Genomic DNA, 13,341 nt, shown 5'->3' with positions numbered 1-13,341 from the left:
AAGTTTTATCAAAATGCATAAACAATATACAGGGAGGAAACACATTGAAGAAATTCATAACGTTATTACTTATGACTGCAATAGTTTTAAGCACTTTAGTAGGTTGCAGTACAAATGAAAAGGAAAAAAGCACTATCAGTAGTGATAAAGGTGATAAGATAAAAGTAGTAGTAAGCTTTAATCCACTTAGAGAATTTGCTATGGCTGTAGGAAAGGATAAAATTCAGGTTGTAACAATGGTTCCCGAAGGAGTAGAACCACATGACTTTGAACCAAAGGTAAAGGATTTACTAGAGCTTACTGAAGCAAAAGTTTTTGTTTATAATGGATTAGGTATGGAGAACTGGGTTGATAAGTCGCTATCATCAATAGATAACAAAAATCTTAATGTAGTAGATGCATCTAAAGGAAGTAACTTAATTAAGAATACAAGTGAAGATGTAATAAAAGAGCATGGACAATATGATCCACATATATGGTTAAGCCTTCAAGAAGCAAAGGTTGAGGCAAAAAATATAAAGGATGCTTTAGTAAAGGTTGATGAAAAGAATAAAGATTATTATGAAAAGAATTATGAAGAGTTTAGTAAATCTTTAGATAGCCTTTATACTGAGTATAAAAGCAAACTTGGAAGCCTGCAAAATAAAAGTTTTGTTACAGGGCATGCAGCATTTGCTTATCTCTGCAGAGATTTTGGCCTTAATCAGCAAAGCGTAGAAGGTGTATTTGCTGAAGGTGAACCAACTGCTGCAAAACTGAAGGAGTTAGTGGAATATGCTAAGAATAACAATGTCAAAACTATATTCGTTGAAGAATTAGCAAGCCCAAAAGTATCAGAAACTCTTGCTAATGAAGTAAATGCAAAAGTTCAAAAAATATATACTATTGAAAGTAAAGAAGATAGTAAAACTTACATGGATGCTATGAGGGAGAATCTAGATAATATATATAATAGTTTAAAATAAAGTGTAGATATTCTACACTTTTTTATATGTTAGGATAAAACTTTTTAACCTTCCAAACACCATTTTTTCCTTTTTCTAAATAAAGCTTGTAGGTTACTGTACGATGGGGGGACTTTTTTTGTATTCCAGATACTGTAACAATAGCTACATTTCCATCTGAGAATGCCAAATTAAGATTTTTTGCGCTATAAAGCTTATAGGAATTAAATACTCCAGAGGTTACTCTTTTAGATACTACGTTGTTTATATCAGAATACTTAGTTTTATCATATTTTAGTTTTATTGAAACCGCAGCAATAAAGATTATAGAAAATATTATTAAAACAAAATATTTGTTATATGGAAAATGCCTAGATTTCTTTGTTTTTTTATACATTGATACTCACTCCTATATTAATTATAAAATCTAAAATTATCTCTAATAAAATAATATCCAAAAAATGTAAAATAGTAAATGTTATTATATTTTTTCTGGTGAAATTTTCTTGTTTAATTGTGGTAATTATGAGATATTATATTTATAAGTATGTAATTAAATTGGATCAGGAAAGGATGATTATTTTGAATTTTTCTTCATTAGTGCTAATGGAAAGAGATAAAGAAAACAACCATTTTATAAAGGAGTTAGGAAGTTATCAAGTAGGCGAGGGTTCAGAATATATTACAAAATTATTTTATGATGGTGATAAGGTTAATATGTTTTTTGATACAAATAAAGACGTTGAAGAATGGGAATACAGCGCATTATATGATTTAATTGATTTAGAAGCCTTTACTGAGGAAGGGTTTGTAATAGAAGAGGTAGATGATGAATATAATCCAACATGGGTGCTAAAGTTTGATTATAACGAAGAATATGAAGTTATGGAAGAAAAAATAAATTTAGCATGTGTAGTAATAAAGGAAGAACTGGAAAAAACCTTTGAAAATATTAAAGGTAAGGAGAATGAATATATTTAAGAGAGGAATTGAGAATTATGGGAGAAGTTAAAAAGTTAAAAAGTAGAAACGAGATACCAGGTGAGTACAAATGGAAAATAGAGAAAATATACGAGAACGTTGAAGCTTGGGAGAAGGACTTTAAAATATTAAAAGCTGAGGCACCAAAGCTTTTTGAATATGCTGGAAAACTCGGAGATGCAGAAAAGTTACTTCAGTTTTTTAAGTTTGATGAAGAAGTTTCAAGACTTTCCGATAAACTTTTCCTATATGCTCATTTAAAATCGGACGAAGATAAGGGGAATTCTACTTATCAAGCCATAAACGATAAGATCAATGCATATATGGCAGAACTTAAGAGTATAACTGCATTTTTTAAACCTGAAATATTGGCACTACCCGAAGATGAGATAGAAAAAGAAATAAAGCAAGTTCCAGAACTTGAAAAATATGAATTTTTGTTGAAGGATATACTTAAATTCAAGCCTCATTCCTTAAGTAAGGAGTTAGAAGAATTTATGGCAGCTGTGTCAGATTGTTTAGAGGCACCTGAAAATATTTTTAGCATGCTTGCAGATGCTGATATGACTTTCCCAATTATTAAGGATGAAGATAATAATGAAGTAGAACTTACAGAAGGTAACTACTTTGAATTTATCAGGTCTAAGGATAGAAGAGTCCGAAAAGAAGCTTTTGAAGCACTTTTCGGAACCTATAGTAAATATAAAAATACATTTGCAACTTCGTTAACTTCATCAATTAAAAATTTTATATTTAATGCAAAGACCAGAAAGTACAAGAGTTCCTTGGAGGCATCTTTGAAACCAAATGAGATACCACTTGAGGTGTATAATAATTCTATAGCTACAATTAATAATCACTTGGATTCACTTCATAGATATGTGGGTATAAAAAAGAAGCTGTTAGGACTTGAAGAAATACATATGTATGATTTATATGTTCCTATAATTGATTCACCTAAAGAATACATTGAGTTTGAAAAAGGTGCTCTAATAGCAAAAGAAGGTTTAAAACCTTTGGGACAGGAATATATTAATATTTTCCAGCAAGGCATTGATGAAGGATGGATTGATATTTATGAGAATAAGGGAAAAAGAGGAGGAGCATATTCTTGGGGTGGTTATGATACAATGCCATATGTATTACTCAATTACAATTATAGTTTAAATGATGTATCAACCCTTGCACATGAAATGGGCCACTCAATTCATTCTTATTACTCAAGAAAAAATCAGCCATATATTTATTCAGACTATACTTTATTTTGTGCAGAAGTAGCTTCAACTACAAATGAATGCTTACTTATACATCATTTAATCCAGAAGGAAACTGATGAAAAGAAGAAGCTATATTTAATAAACCAGGAGCTCGAGCAGATAAGGACCACAGTATTTAGGCAAATTATGTTTGCTGAGTTTGAGAAAATTACTCATGAGAGTTTGGAGACAGGAAAACCATTAACAAGTGACGATTTATGCTCTATATGGCATGAGCTAAATAGGAAATACTTTGGAGAAGAAATGATCATTGACAGTGAAATAGATATGGAATGGGCAAGAATTCCGCACTTCTATTCAGATTTTTACGTTTATCAGTATGCTACTGGATATGCTGCAGCCAATTCCTTTGCAACTATGATAATGAATAATGGAAACAGTGCTGTGGAAAAGTATAGAGGCTTCTTAAAAAGTGGTGGAAGTGATTACCCTATTAATATCCTAAGAAATGCTGGTGTAGACATGACTACTTCAAAGCCGCTGGAAGATACTATTAGAAGATTTGAAGAATTATTAAATATGTTAGATAGGTAATTTTACAAATAACTTAGCTGTCGAAAATTGGCTATATCTAAAGTTTATGGTATTTTACACGAATTATTTCTCAATTTATGATGAATTTTATAATAAATAATAGTATAATATGTTTTAGGTACAATTGTAAATTGAGGTGAATTATGAGACTTGAATTTTTAGACAGACTAAGTGGAAACGAAGTTCTAGGAAAAAGTATACTATCAAGTGATGGAAAAGTCCTATTAAGAGCAGGAGTACAACTTAGTGGCGTTTATATAGATAAGCTTAAGGAGCTGGGAGTTTTTTATGTTTATGTAGAAGACCATAGGCTTGATGATGTTTTAGTTGAAGATAATAAGCTAACTGAACTAAAGCAATGCGCAATGAAAAATATGTCAAGAATAATTAAGAATGTAAGTGAATGTAATAGAAGAGGTGTTAAAGATTCTATTAGCGTTGTAGAAGAAATGGTAGAGTATATAATTGATATGGGCGATGTAAATAAAAGTCTTTATGATATACAAACCTATGATAATTATACTTACATACACTCTTTAGATACGTCCATAATTTCTTCTTTTTTAGGCTTAGCTGCAGGTTTTGATTCATATAAACTAAAAGAACTAGCTGTAGGAGCTATATTACATGATATCGGTAAAACTAAGATTGACTACTTTATAATTAATAAGGATGGACCTCTTACAGAAGAAGAATATTTTGAGATAAAAAAGCATCCTATTTATGGTGGAAAAATTTTAAGAAAAAATATAAGAATTTCTGATGAAGTAATTAGTGCAGTAGAGCAGCATCACGAAAGGGTTGATGGAAGAGGATACCCCTATGGACTAACTGGAAATCAGATATCAAAGTACGGCAAAATAGTATCCATTTGCGATGTTTATGATGCTGTAAGTAACGATAGAGTATATAGGGGAAAGTTTAGTCCTAATGAAGCTTATGAATTAATATTATCTGGCAGTGGAACATTATTTGATACTGGTTATGTTCAAGACTTCAGAAGTACATTCTCCGTATATCCATTGGGATGTTGTGTTAAGCTTTCTGATTCTACAGAAGGCTACGTAATTAAACAAAATAAGAATTTTCCGGATAGACCTGTAATAAGAGTACTTTACGATTCAGAATCAAGAGAACCAGTGCCTTTCTATGAAATAAATTTATTAGAAAATACAAACTTAGTTGTGGAATCCGTAGTTTAAGAACACCTATGAAGGTGTTCTTAAACTTTTTAACTATTAAAACCTCTTAACAAAATGGTATGTAACAGAAATACAGGGAACGTAGAGATTAATAATGTTTACCTATCCTAGAGAATAGCAGGAGGACTTAAAATTGCAGGAAAAATACATAAAGAAAGTTTTGGATAGCATGATGAGATATTACGGATATAACTTGCTTGAAATAGGAAATATAGAAGGTTTATTGTCACAGTGGGCAATAATAAAGGAAATAGGACATCAAAAAAGGCTCATTGTTTTTACAGAATTCCATGAAAAAATTGATAAAGTATATTTGCTAAGATATTTGAATAATCAAGGGCTTAATAATGTTGAAATAGTTACAGTTGTTTTATTAGATCACAATCTTAAAGGACTTGGTGAGTCTGGTGATTGGAGCGCAAGTTTACAGCAAAATGGAGAAAAAACTATAATTGTTGATTTGCAAAAAAACTACATAACCTACTTTGATGAGAGTGTTAATGAAGTTATTAATGAACTAGCTAATGTAATAAATTATAACAGACCCAAAAATCAAGAGAGAAAAAAGTCTACAGCTACTTTTATTCTTATTGGTATAAATATATTGGTTTTTCTCATAACAGCTTATTTATCAAATAGCTTATTCAATATTAACGATGATGTTTTGGTGAAGTTTGGAGCAAAGTATAATCCGGCCATTGAAAGCGGCCAATATTTTAGACTACTTACATGCATGTTTCTTCATGGGGGGATAATACATATAGCTTTAAATATGTATGCATTGTACTCAATAGGACCTTTGGTTGAAAGAATCTATGGCAGAAGCAAATACTTAACAATATATTTTGTAACTGGAATTATTGCTTCTTTAGCTAGTTATATTTTTTCTACAGGTTTATCTGTAGGTGCTTCAGGTGCCATTTTTGGATTACTTGGAGCGGTGCTGGCTTATGCTTTTAAAGAAAGAAATAACATAGGAAAGGATTTCTTAAGAAGTGTGTTATCAACTTTAATAGCTAACTTGATAATAGGCTTAAGTATTGCCAATATAGATAATTTTGCTCATATTGGGGGAGCGCTTAGCGGAGTTGTCTTAGGTGAAATTTATATGAATTTTTTTAGAAAAAAGGTGTAAAGCTATTATAAATAAAAGCACTGCATATATAAATCCGCAGTGCTTTAACTTTTTAACTAACCTGAACTACTGAATTATTATCAGCTGTTAGTTCTATGATATCCTCATAAAAAAGAGTTTCTTTTTCTATCAGAGCAGACGTCATTCTTTCTAAAAGTTCTTTATTCTCAGTTAAGATTGATCTTACTTCAGAATAAAGTGAGTCGATAGTGTCCTTACATTCTTCTATTATTGCTTCATGGTTTACATTAACTGAGCTTGACAGTTCAGATAAATTAAGCAGCCCAAGTGTATTTCCCATACCATATTGAGTCACCATATTGTATATCATTTTTGTGGTATGCTGAAAATCATTATAAGCACCGGTAGTAATACTTTCTGGCCCAAATGTTATTTCTTCAGCAGCTCTTCCAGCAAGCAGTACCATAATTCTTCTCTTTAGGTAATCCTTGTTTTGGTACAGAGAGTCCTCAGGAATGCTTAATGTGTACCCACCAGCACCCTTAGTACTTGGTATAATAGTTACCTTAGATAGCTTATCCATAGGAAGCACTTTAAGTGATAATAGTGCATGCCCTGATTCATGATAAGCAGTAATTTGCTTGTCCTTATCTTTTATATGATCTCTATTTATTTTTTCATGTCCAGCAAGCACAATTGAGAATGCCTTGTCCATATGTCTGTCCTCAATACTTCCACTATCCTCTTTACAAGCTAGTATTGCAGCTTCATTAACCAAACTCTCAATTTTCGCACCGGAAAAGTAAGACGTCTTTTGTGCCCATTCTTTTATATTGATTTCTCCTACAGGCTTATTTTTCAAATGAAGTACCAGTATCTTTTCACGAGCAGCAATATCTGGAAGAGTAATTTCAATATGCCTATCAAATCTTCCAGGCCTAAGTAGTGCAGAATCAAGCATATCCAGTCTATTTGTAGCAGCCATTACTATTATGCCTTCCTTTTCATTAAAACCGGACATTTCTGTAAGTAATGCATTCAAGGTTTGATCCTTTTCTTCAGAACCTCCAGCGGTAGAATTATCACGTTTTTTACCTATAGCATCAATCTCATCAATAAATATAACAGCCTTACCATGGCTTCTTGCTTTTTTGAATAATTGTCTTATTCTGCTAGCTCCAACTCCTACGTATACTTGTACAAAGTCTGAACCTGACATAGCATAGAAAGGAACATTTGCCTCGCCTGCTACAGCTTTGGCAAGTAAGGTTTTACCTGTACCAGGGTCACCATATAAGATAATTCCTTTTGGCATTCTTGCACCGTATGAAGTGAATTTATCAGGATTTTTAAGGAAATCTACTAAATCTTTTACACTTTCCTTGGCTTCTTCATTTCCAGCTACATCATTAAAAGTAAAAGGAACATTATCTACTGCTGTGGCATCAAGCGAGTCTACACCTCTTAAGCCCTTTGAAGCTACCTTAGAGGATCTCATTAATAATATAGCTATTGTTACTATTGAAAAACTAAGCATAGCAGCTGGAATTACTTCATAGAGGTAAGTAGGAGACTGTTCAGAAACTTTTATACCCTTATTAAGTAATTCTTCCTTAAATTTATCAGTTCTAGGATTGTCAGTATCATAGGACTTACCATCTTTTAGTTTAACTCTTATTTTAGGTGAGTTAGTTACATAAACAGTAGATACTTTTTTAGCAGCTACATCGCTTTGAAAGTCCACATAGAGTTTATAATCTTTATCTTGAAAGGCTATATTTCCAATAACTAAAAGTACTAAGGATAGAACTCCTATAATTATAGGAATAGCTAGGTATTTGCTCTTTAATTTCTTCATATTTTCCCTCCTGTATTCCTTTGAGATGCGTAACAATTATTAATTGCTAAGTCTTCTGTATTGTTCCGTCATAATATTATTATAGTGGTTTTAAATTTATAGTCTAACGAAAATCATAAAAGTTGGTATAGTAATTTCTGTTAATAATTGAAATGGTTATTGCATTAATTTTGATTTATTATATACTTTAAGTATGCTTCTACATGGAATAAGATAGGGGGAAGGGATAATGAAGTTATCATCAGTTAAAGCTGTTTTAACTGCAGCAGATATAATGGAAATCATTGATGAGTATGTGCAAGTTGAAGGATTAATAATAAGTGATATAGAGTTAGCAGATATTATTACTGTAAAAGGGAGCTATAAAAAAGGTGTAGAAATTCCTTTTAAAGCCCAAATAGGCTTTGGAAATATATATGAAAATAATATAAATATTAAAATATTTAGTATAAAGATTTCAAAACTAGGTATTTTTACTCCGGTTAAGAACTTTGCTTTAAAAAAGATACTAAGTGATTTTTCTGATAATGGGATATTTGTAGACAAAGATGTTGTAACCTTGGATTTAAATTTAATTACAAAAGTTGTGCCTTATGTTTACTTTAAACTAAAAAGTTTAAAATCAATAAATAACACAATTGAGGCTGAAGTGGAGGATTTAATTTATGCTCCTAATAAAGAAGTAACTAGCATCAAGAAAAATAAAAAAGAAGAAAAAAAGGCTATGGATAGAATTTCTGATAACTATGCAAAACTTAGAGACAATGCTACAGAAAAGGTACCGGAAAAGTATAAAAGTATAGTAGAGTATGCAATGATTATTCCAGATATTGTTGCACTTTTTTGGAGATTATTTAGAGATAAAAGGGTTAGAATAGATACAAAGATTTTAATTGGAGGTGCAATTGCTTATCTTGCATCACCAATTGATATAATTCCTGATTTTATACCTATGATTGGAAAAATTGATGATGTTGCTATTGCTTTTTTTGTAATGAATAAACTTATAAATGAAATAGATGAAAAAATAATATTAGAGAATTGGAATGGTAAAGAGAATATAATAGAAATTATCAAAAATGGTGTAGCTTATATTTCCAAGATGGTTGGAAGTGAAAATGTTGGAAAACTTATAGATTTTATTAAAAAGCTTGGAAAAAAGAATGTACCTGAGGAGAAAGAGTATGAAGAATGTAACGATATACACTGATGGAGCATGCAGAGGAAATGGCAAGGAAAATTCTATTGGTGCATATGGAATAGTTTTAATGTACAACGGTGTTGCTAAGGAAGTTAAAAAAGCTACCATAGATACAACAAATAATATAATGGAACTAACTGCGGTAATTGAAGCATTGAGTATGTTAAAAGAACCTTGTGAAGTTAAACTATATAGCGATTCTGCATATGTGATAAATGCAATTAATCAAAAGTGGCTTGAAAATTGGCAAAGAAACGGATGGAAGAATTCTAGCAAGGAACCTGTGAAAAATAAAGAATTGTGGGTAAAGTTGTTAGAACAGTTAAAATACCACAAAGTGCAGTTTATTAAGGTTAAAGGTCACTCAGATAACCAATATAATAATAGATGTGATGCACTAGCAAACGAAGCTATGGATGAAATCAGTTAACAGTAATTTCAATGTTTAAATAATACAAAATTGCATATTCTAACACTATAAATTATGAAAGGAGTGTTTAGAATATGGGTTATTTTAAAGGAATTGCAACAGGAGCTATGATTGGAGCTGCAGCAGGAATGTTAATATCTCCCCAGCTAGATAGACATACAAAAAAAAGAATAAGAAGATCAAGCAATATGATGATGGGTGCCATTGGAAATATGATGGACGACATGATGAGAAAAATGAGATAAATTACAAAGGTTCTAGGTGTATAAACCTGGAACCTTTTTTATCAATTTTTAGAAAAAAGAGTTTTTTTATGACGCATAAAATTATTTTAGAGTATATTTAGAAAATTAATCTTGAAAAATTAGAACAAACTTAAAAACTATGTTATAATGTTATTAAAAAAATGTGAAGATATTAATTATATTTAATAATTTATTGTATTAGGTGAAGTTTCTACAAAATTTTGTACATGCTCTTAATAATGAGTGACATTATTTGTAGCTATTTTTTAGGTTTATAAATTATTATAGTTCTATGTAAAGGAAGAGTGAGTATGGAAATATTGTCTTTAGGAGAAAAAATTAAAAGGAAAAGAAAAGAACTTAATATGACACTAAAAGATTTGGCGGGGGATAGAATAACTCCAGGACAAATAAGCCTTGTAGAATCAGGAAAGTCAAATCCAAGTATGGATTTGCTTGAATATTTGGCTATTGCACTTAATACATCAATAGAATATTTGATGGAATCCGAGGAAACTCAGGCCGAGAATATATGTACCTATTATGAAAATTTAGCTGAATCTTATATATTAAATGGAGATTTAAATTTAGGTGAGCAATATATTGAAAGAGCTCTGCATTATGCTGAAAAATATAATTTGGAATATAAAAAGGCAAAGAATCTTTATCTCAGAGGCATAATATATATGGATAAAGAAGAAAATGCAGCTGCCCAGCAGGCTTTGCTTTCTGCAAATGTAATATTTATTAAACATAATAATTATGAAGATATAATAAATACATTTCTAAAGCTAGGAATTATTACTTTAAGTCTTAAATCTTATCAGTCAGCCTCAAGTTATTTTAATCAAGCTGAAAAAGTATTCTCAGATAACGATATTGGAAATGATTTTCTGCTAGGAGAAATATATTATTATATTTCATATACTTATTTTAAGGTAGAAAATATTGATAAGGCTATGAAATATTCATTTTTAGCAAAGGAAAAGTTTAGACAGCTAGATGAGAAAAAGGAATATGCAAAATCAATGCTGCTTCTTGCAAAAGAGTGTGGAGAAAAAGGAGATATGGATAATGCTCTTAAGTACTCCAAGAAAACATTGAATGTTTTTAAAGAACTAAATGATGCAAATTATATGGCTGAAATAGAGAACAATTTGGGGAAATTGTTTTATGAATTTGAAAATCTAGAAGAGTCCTTTTTACATTTAAATAAGGCAAAGGAATTAAGAGAAATTAATAAGGATGATAGATTGGTGGAGACACTTATTAATTTGTGTGAAAATTATATAAAGCTTAAGGATGTTGAAAATTCTAGGGAAGTTCTTAAAGATATAATGAATAACATTGGAAATGGAAATCATAAAGCTCTAGTAGATTATTATCTATTAAAATATAGAGTAGATATATTAGATGATAATATTAAAGAGTCAGAGAATACTCTTTTGATGGCATTGAATTTTGTTACTAACATGGAGTATAACAAAGAAGCTGCTGAAATTTCAGTTATTTTAGGTAAATTCTATGTTGATTATGGTGACGATAAAGAGGCAGCAAAATACCTTAATCAAGGAGTGGAGCTTTTTAAGAAACTTGGTGTAATAAAAGATTTTTAACTACGGATAGGTGATGAATCATGGAGATATTATCCACGGGAGAAAAAATTAAAAGAGCAAGAGTTTACAATGGGTATACCTTAAAGGATATATGCGGCGATAAAGTTTCAGTTTCAAAAATGAGCTGTATTGAAAATGATAAGGTAAAGGCTGAAGAATGGATATTAGAACTAATAGCAAAAAAGCTAAATTTAGACGTTGATTATTTAAGTCAAGGTATTAGGGAGCAGCTTGAAAAAAATGTTGAGCAGCTTAATAATAGAAACTTGGACAATTTTGAAGAAAAAGTTATATACAACTTAGGTTATGCCGAAAGCAGTAACTATACTGATATTTGCTTTCAGTTAATGCACATATTGTTCAACTATTATTTGGACCATAATATGAATGAGAAGATACAATCCATTAATTCTCAATATTATGATTATTTTCAAAAGTGTCAGAAAGAAGATAATGAATTAATTTATTACATGGATATGGCAAGATTTCTATTTAGGACTAGAGAGTATGCTCAAGCATCTAACTACTATAATAATATAAGAAAGTCTGCAAAAGAAAAGGGCGATTTTATTATTTTGGCAAAGGCTACTTATAATGAGGCTGCATGTCATATAATGGTGGAGAATTATGATAGGGCTTATGAGATAGCTGTTAGATTAGAGGATTTAGTTCAATATTTGGAAGGTGACTTTAGAAAAGCCGAGGCTTATCATATGCTTGCTATGCTTTCAATAAGTATGGACAAGGGTAAATTTGAAATGTATGAACAAAAATCTTATGAGCTTTATAAATCAGATATAAGACCTAAGGCTACTGCAATTTATAATTATGCTACAGCTATGTTTGACGTAGGGATGAAGGATAAGGCTATTGAATATATAAAAAGAGCTTTAGAATTATATCCGGATGATGATAAGGAAGATTTAGTTGAATTTATGCTGCTGGCAACTAACGAACTTTATGAAAATGGAGTTTTAGAAGAAGCTCAGAGTATTTGTGATAACGCACTAAATTTTGCTATTGAACTAGATGATGTGAAGTTTATTGAAACGGGGTATTACTACAAGTCAATAATTTTGCAAAAACAAAATAATCTTTTTTCCGCTGAGATGTATATGAATTTATCCCTTGATGCACTATTTAAATTTGGTACAAAAATTCAAATATATAAAAGATATATAGAGATGGGAAATATGTACCATAAACTTGGACAAACTAGAGATGCAGTTAAATATTTTAATCTTGCTGTAACTCTTGAAAAAAAGATGTAGACTTTGAATTTATCATAAGTCTACATCTTTTTTTACTTAATTAAAGAAATTAAGTACTATTGAAGCTGCTCCATTTATTATAAAAAAAATAGAAAGTATATAGAAAAATATAGTACCTATTCTTAGCGGAATCTCATTAATGAGTTTGTCAATATGAGGTTTAGGTAAATAAATTAAGAAAATAGAAAGTATACCCCAAAAGCAGGTGCACTTTAAAGCTATATATCCATTTATGTTAAGAAAAAGGTCACTGTAATCCCACCACTTTTTGTTGTATATTTTTTCTAAAGCATAACCTGTAATATATTCAAGAGCAGTAGTTAATAACATAGAACCAAATAGGAACTGGACAAAATTCTTACATTTTGGGGTTAATAAAACAATAAGAATTAGTGCGCCAAAGCCATAAATTACACAAAAGGGGCCAAATAAAAAGCCTCTTTTTATGAAATGACCTGCTTGTACAGACATATAAAGGGTTTCGATTCCCCAGCCTAAGAAGGAATAGACCGTAAAGTAAAATAATAAGTTGTAGAGCTTAAAACCTAGTAATTTTAAATTATGCATATGCCCCCCCTCCTGAATATTACTATCTAAGATTATATTTATGTTAAATGCTGTAAAATGTTTATTAATTTTTTGATAATATTGTGAGATTTATTATATTAAGTTCTGATATAATAAAA

At 30.4% G+C, this 13,341-nt stretch carries 13 protein-coding genes; 10 read left to right on the top strand and 3 right to left on the bottom strand.

Annotated elements, in window-relative coordinates; genetic code table 11:
* The first annotated feature begins 71 nt into the window (after positions 1-71).
* Positions 72-965 carry a metal ABC transporter substrate-binding protein gene (locus tag bsdE14_RS03140; RefSeq protein WP_264852213.1) on the top strand — a complete coding sequence of 298 codons (894 nt, stop codon included), beginning with the start codon at positions 72-74 and terminating at the stop codon, positions 963-965.
* 22 nt (positions 966-987) lie between these two features.
* Here bsdE14_RS03140 and bsdE14_RS03135 read toward each other — a convergent pair whose 3' ends face one another.
* Positions 988-1,341, bottom strand: a complete 354-nt coding sequence (locus bsdE14_RS03135) for a hypothetical protein (RefSeq protein WP_264848494.1) — start codon at positions 1,339-1,341, stop codon at positions 988-990.
* Between the two features lie 185 nt (positions 1,342-1,526).
* Between bsdE14_RS03135 and bsdE14_RS03130 the strand changes: the two genes are divergently transcribed.
* The 4 genes from bsdE14_RS03130 (at position 1,527) to bsdE14_RS03115 (ending at position 6,073) form a co-directional block, all read left to right on the top strand.
* Positions 1,527-1,925, top strand: a complete 399-nt coding sequence (locus bsdE14_RS03130; protein WP_264852212.1) for a DUF6762 family protein — start codon at positions 1,527-1,529, stop codon at positions 1,923-1,925.
* Between the two features lie 17 nt (positions 1,926-1,942).
* On the top strand, positions 1,943-3,736 hold the full coding sequence (gene pepF / locus bsdE14_RS03125) for an oligoendopeptidase F (protein WP_264848493.1): 1,794 nt from the start codon (positions 1,943-1,945) through the stop codon (positions 3,734-3,736).
* A 143-nt stretch (positions 3,737-3,879) separates the two neighbouring features.
* A complete protein-coding gene (locus bsdE14_RS03120; RefSeq protein ID WP_264848492.1) occupies positions 3,880-4,938 on the top strand; it encodes an HD-GYP domain-containing protein in 1,059 nt (352 codons plus the stop codon).
* A gap of 133 nt (positions 4,939-5,071) precedes the next feature.
* Positions 5,072-6,073: a rhomboid family intramembrane serine protease gene (locus bsdE14_RS03115; protein ID WP_264848490.1), complete on the top strand. Its 1,002-nt coding sequence runs from the start codon at positions 5,072-5,074 to the stop codon at positions 6,071-6,073.
* Between the two features lie 52 nt (positions 6,074-6,125).
* On the opposite strand, the gene bsdE14_RS03110 is transcribed toward bsdE14_RS03115, so the two are convergent.
* Positions 6,126-7,892, bottom strand: a complete 1,767-nt coding sequence (locus bsdE14_RS03110) for an ATP-dependent metallopeptidase FtsH/Yme1/Tma family protein (RefSeq protein WP_264848489.1) — start codon at positions 7,890-7,892, stop codon at positions 6,126-6,128.
* A gap of 229 nt (positions 7,893-8,121) precedes the next feature.
* Between bsdE14_RS03110 and bsdE14_RS03105 the strand changes: the two genes are divergently transcribed.
* From bsdE14_RS03105 to bsdE14_RS03085, 5 genes are all read left to right on the top strand, one after another.
* Entirely contained in the window at positions 8,122-9,102 is a 981-nt protein-coding gene (locus tag bsdE14_RS03105) for a YkvA family protein (protein ID WP_264848488.1), read from the top strand.
* On the top strand, positions 9,077-9,523 hold the full coding sequence (gene rnhA, locus bsdE14_RS03100) for a ribonuclease HI (protein ID WP_264848487.1): 447 nt from the start codon (positions 9,077-9,079) through the stop codon (positions 9,521-9,523). The genes bsdE14_RS03105 and rnhA overlap by 26 nt, the downstream gene beginning before the upstream one ends.
* 74 nt (positions 9,524-9,597) lie before the next feature.
* Positions 9,598-9,768 carry a YtxH domain-containing protein gene (locus bsdE14_RS03095; protein WP_264848486.1) on the top strand — a complete coding sequence of 57 codons (171 nt, stop codon included), beginning with the start codon at positions 9,598-9,600 and terminating at the stop codon, positions 9,766-9,768.
* Between the two features lie 311 nt (positions 9,769-10,079).
* Complete coding sequence (locus tag bsdE14_RS03090; protein ID WP_264848485.1) at positions 10,080-11,384, top strand: helix-turn-helix domain-containing protein; 1,305 nt, start codon at positions 10,080-10,082, stop codon at positions 11,382-11,384.
* Between the two features lie 20 nt (positions 11,385-11,404).
* Entirely contained in the window at positions 11,405-12,655 is a 1,251-nt protein-coding gene (locus bsdE14_RS03085; RefSeq protein WP_264848484.1) for a helix-turn-helix domain-containing protein, read from the top strand.
* A 36-nt stretch (positions 12,656-12,691) separates the two neighbouring features.
* Here bsdE14_RS03085 and bsdE14_RS03080 read toward each other — a convergent pair whose 3' ends face one another.
* Positions 12,692-13,222 (bottom strand): putative ABC transporter permease, encoded by a 531-nt coding sequence (locus tag bsdE14_RS03080; protein WP_264848483.1) that lies wholly within the window; start codon positions 13,220-13,222, stop codon positions 12,692-12,694.
* Positions 13,223-13,341 lie beyond the last annotated feature (119 nt).

The sequence above is a fragment of the Clostridium omnivorum genome, assembly GCF_026012015.1.
GTDB classification, from domain to species: Bacteria; Bacillota; Clostridia; order Clostridiales; family Clostridiaceae; genus Clostridium_AX; species Clostridium_AX omnivorum.
This window is presented reverse-complemented; position numbering and strand designations above follow the sequence as displayed.

Excerpts from the sequence above, each read along its gene's own strand:
- bsdE14_RS03140 (WP_264852213.1), top strand. The coding sequence starts at position 72 with ATGACTGCAATAGTTTTAAGCACTTTAGTAGGTTGCAGTACAAATGAA.
- bsdE14_RS03105 (WP_264848488.1), top strand. The coding sequence starts at position 8,122 with ATGAAGTTATCATCAGTTAAAGCTGTTTTAACTGCAGCAGATATAATG.
- rnhA (WP_264848487.1), top strand. The coding sequence starts at position 9,077 with ATGAAGAATGTAACGATATACACTGATGGAGCATGCAGAGGAAATGGC.
- bsdE14_RS03080 (WP_264848483.1), bottom strand. The coding sequence starts at position 13,222 with ATGCATAATTTAAAATTACTAGGTTTTAAGCTCTACAACTTATTATTT.
- bsdE14_RS03090 (WP_264848485.1), top strand. The coding sequence starts at position 10,080 with ATGGAAATATTGTCTTTAGGAGAAAAAATTAAAAGGAAAAGAAAAGAA.
- bsdE14_RS03120 (WP_264848492.1), top strand. The coding sequence starts at position 3,880 with ATGAGACTTGAATTTTTAGACAGACTAAGTGGAAACGAAGTTCTAGGA.
- bsdE14_RS03135 (WP_264848494.1), bottom strand. The coding sequence starts at position 1,341 with ATGTATAAAAAAACAAAGAAATCTAGGCATTTTCCATATAACAAATAT.
- bsdE14_RS03085 (WP_264848484.1), top strand. The coding sequence starts at position 11,405 with ATGGAGATATTATCCACGGGAGAAAAAATTAAAAGAGCAAGAGTTTAC.
- pepF (WP_264848493.1), top strand. The coding sequence starts at position 1,943 with ATGGGAGAAGTTAAAAAGTTAAAAAGTAGAAACGAGATACCAGGTGAG.
- bsdE14_RS03110 (WP_264848489.1), bottom strand. The coding sequence starts at position 7,892 with ATGAAGAAATTAAAGAGCAAATACCTAGCTATTCCTATAATTATAGGA.
- bsdE14_RS03095 (WP_264848486.1), top strand. The coding sequence starts at position 9,598 with ATGGGTTATTTTAAAGGAATTGCAACAGGAGCTATGATTGGAGCTGCA.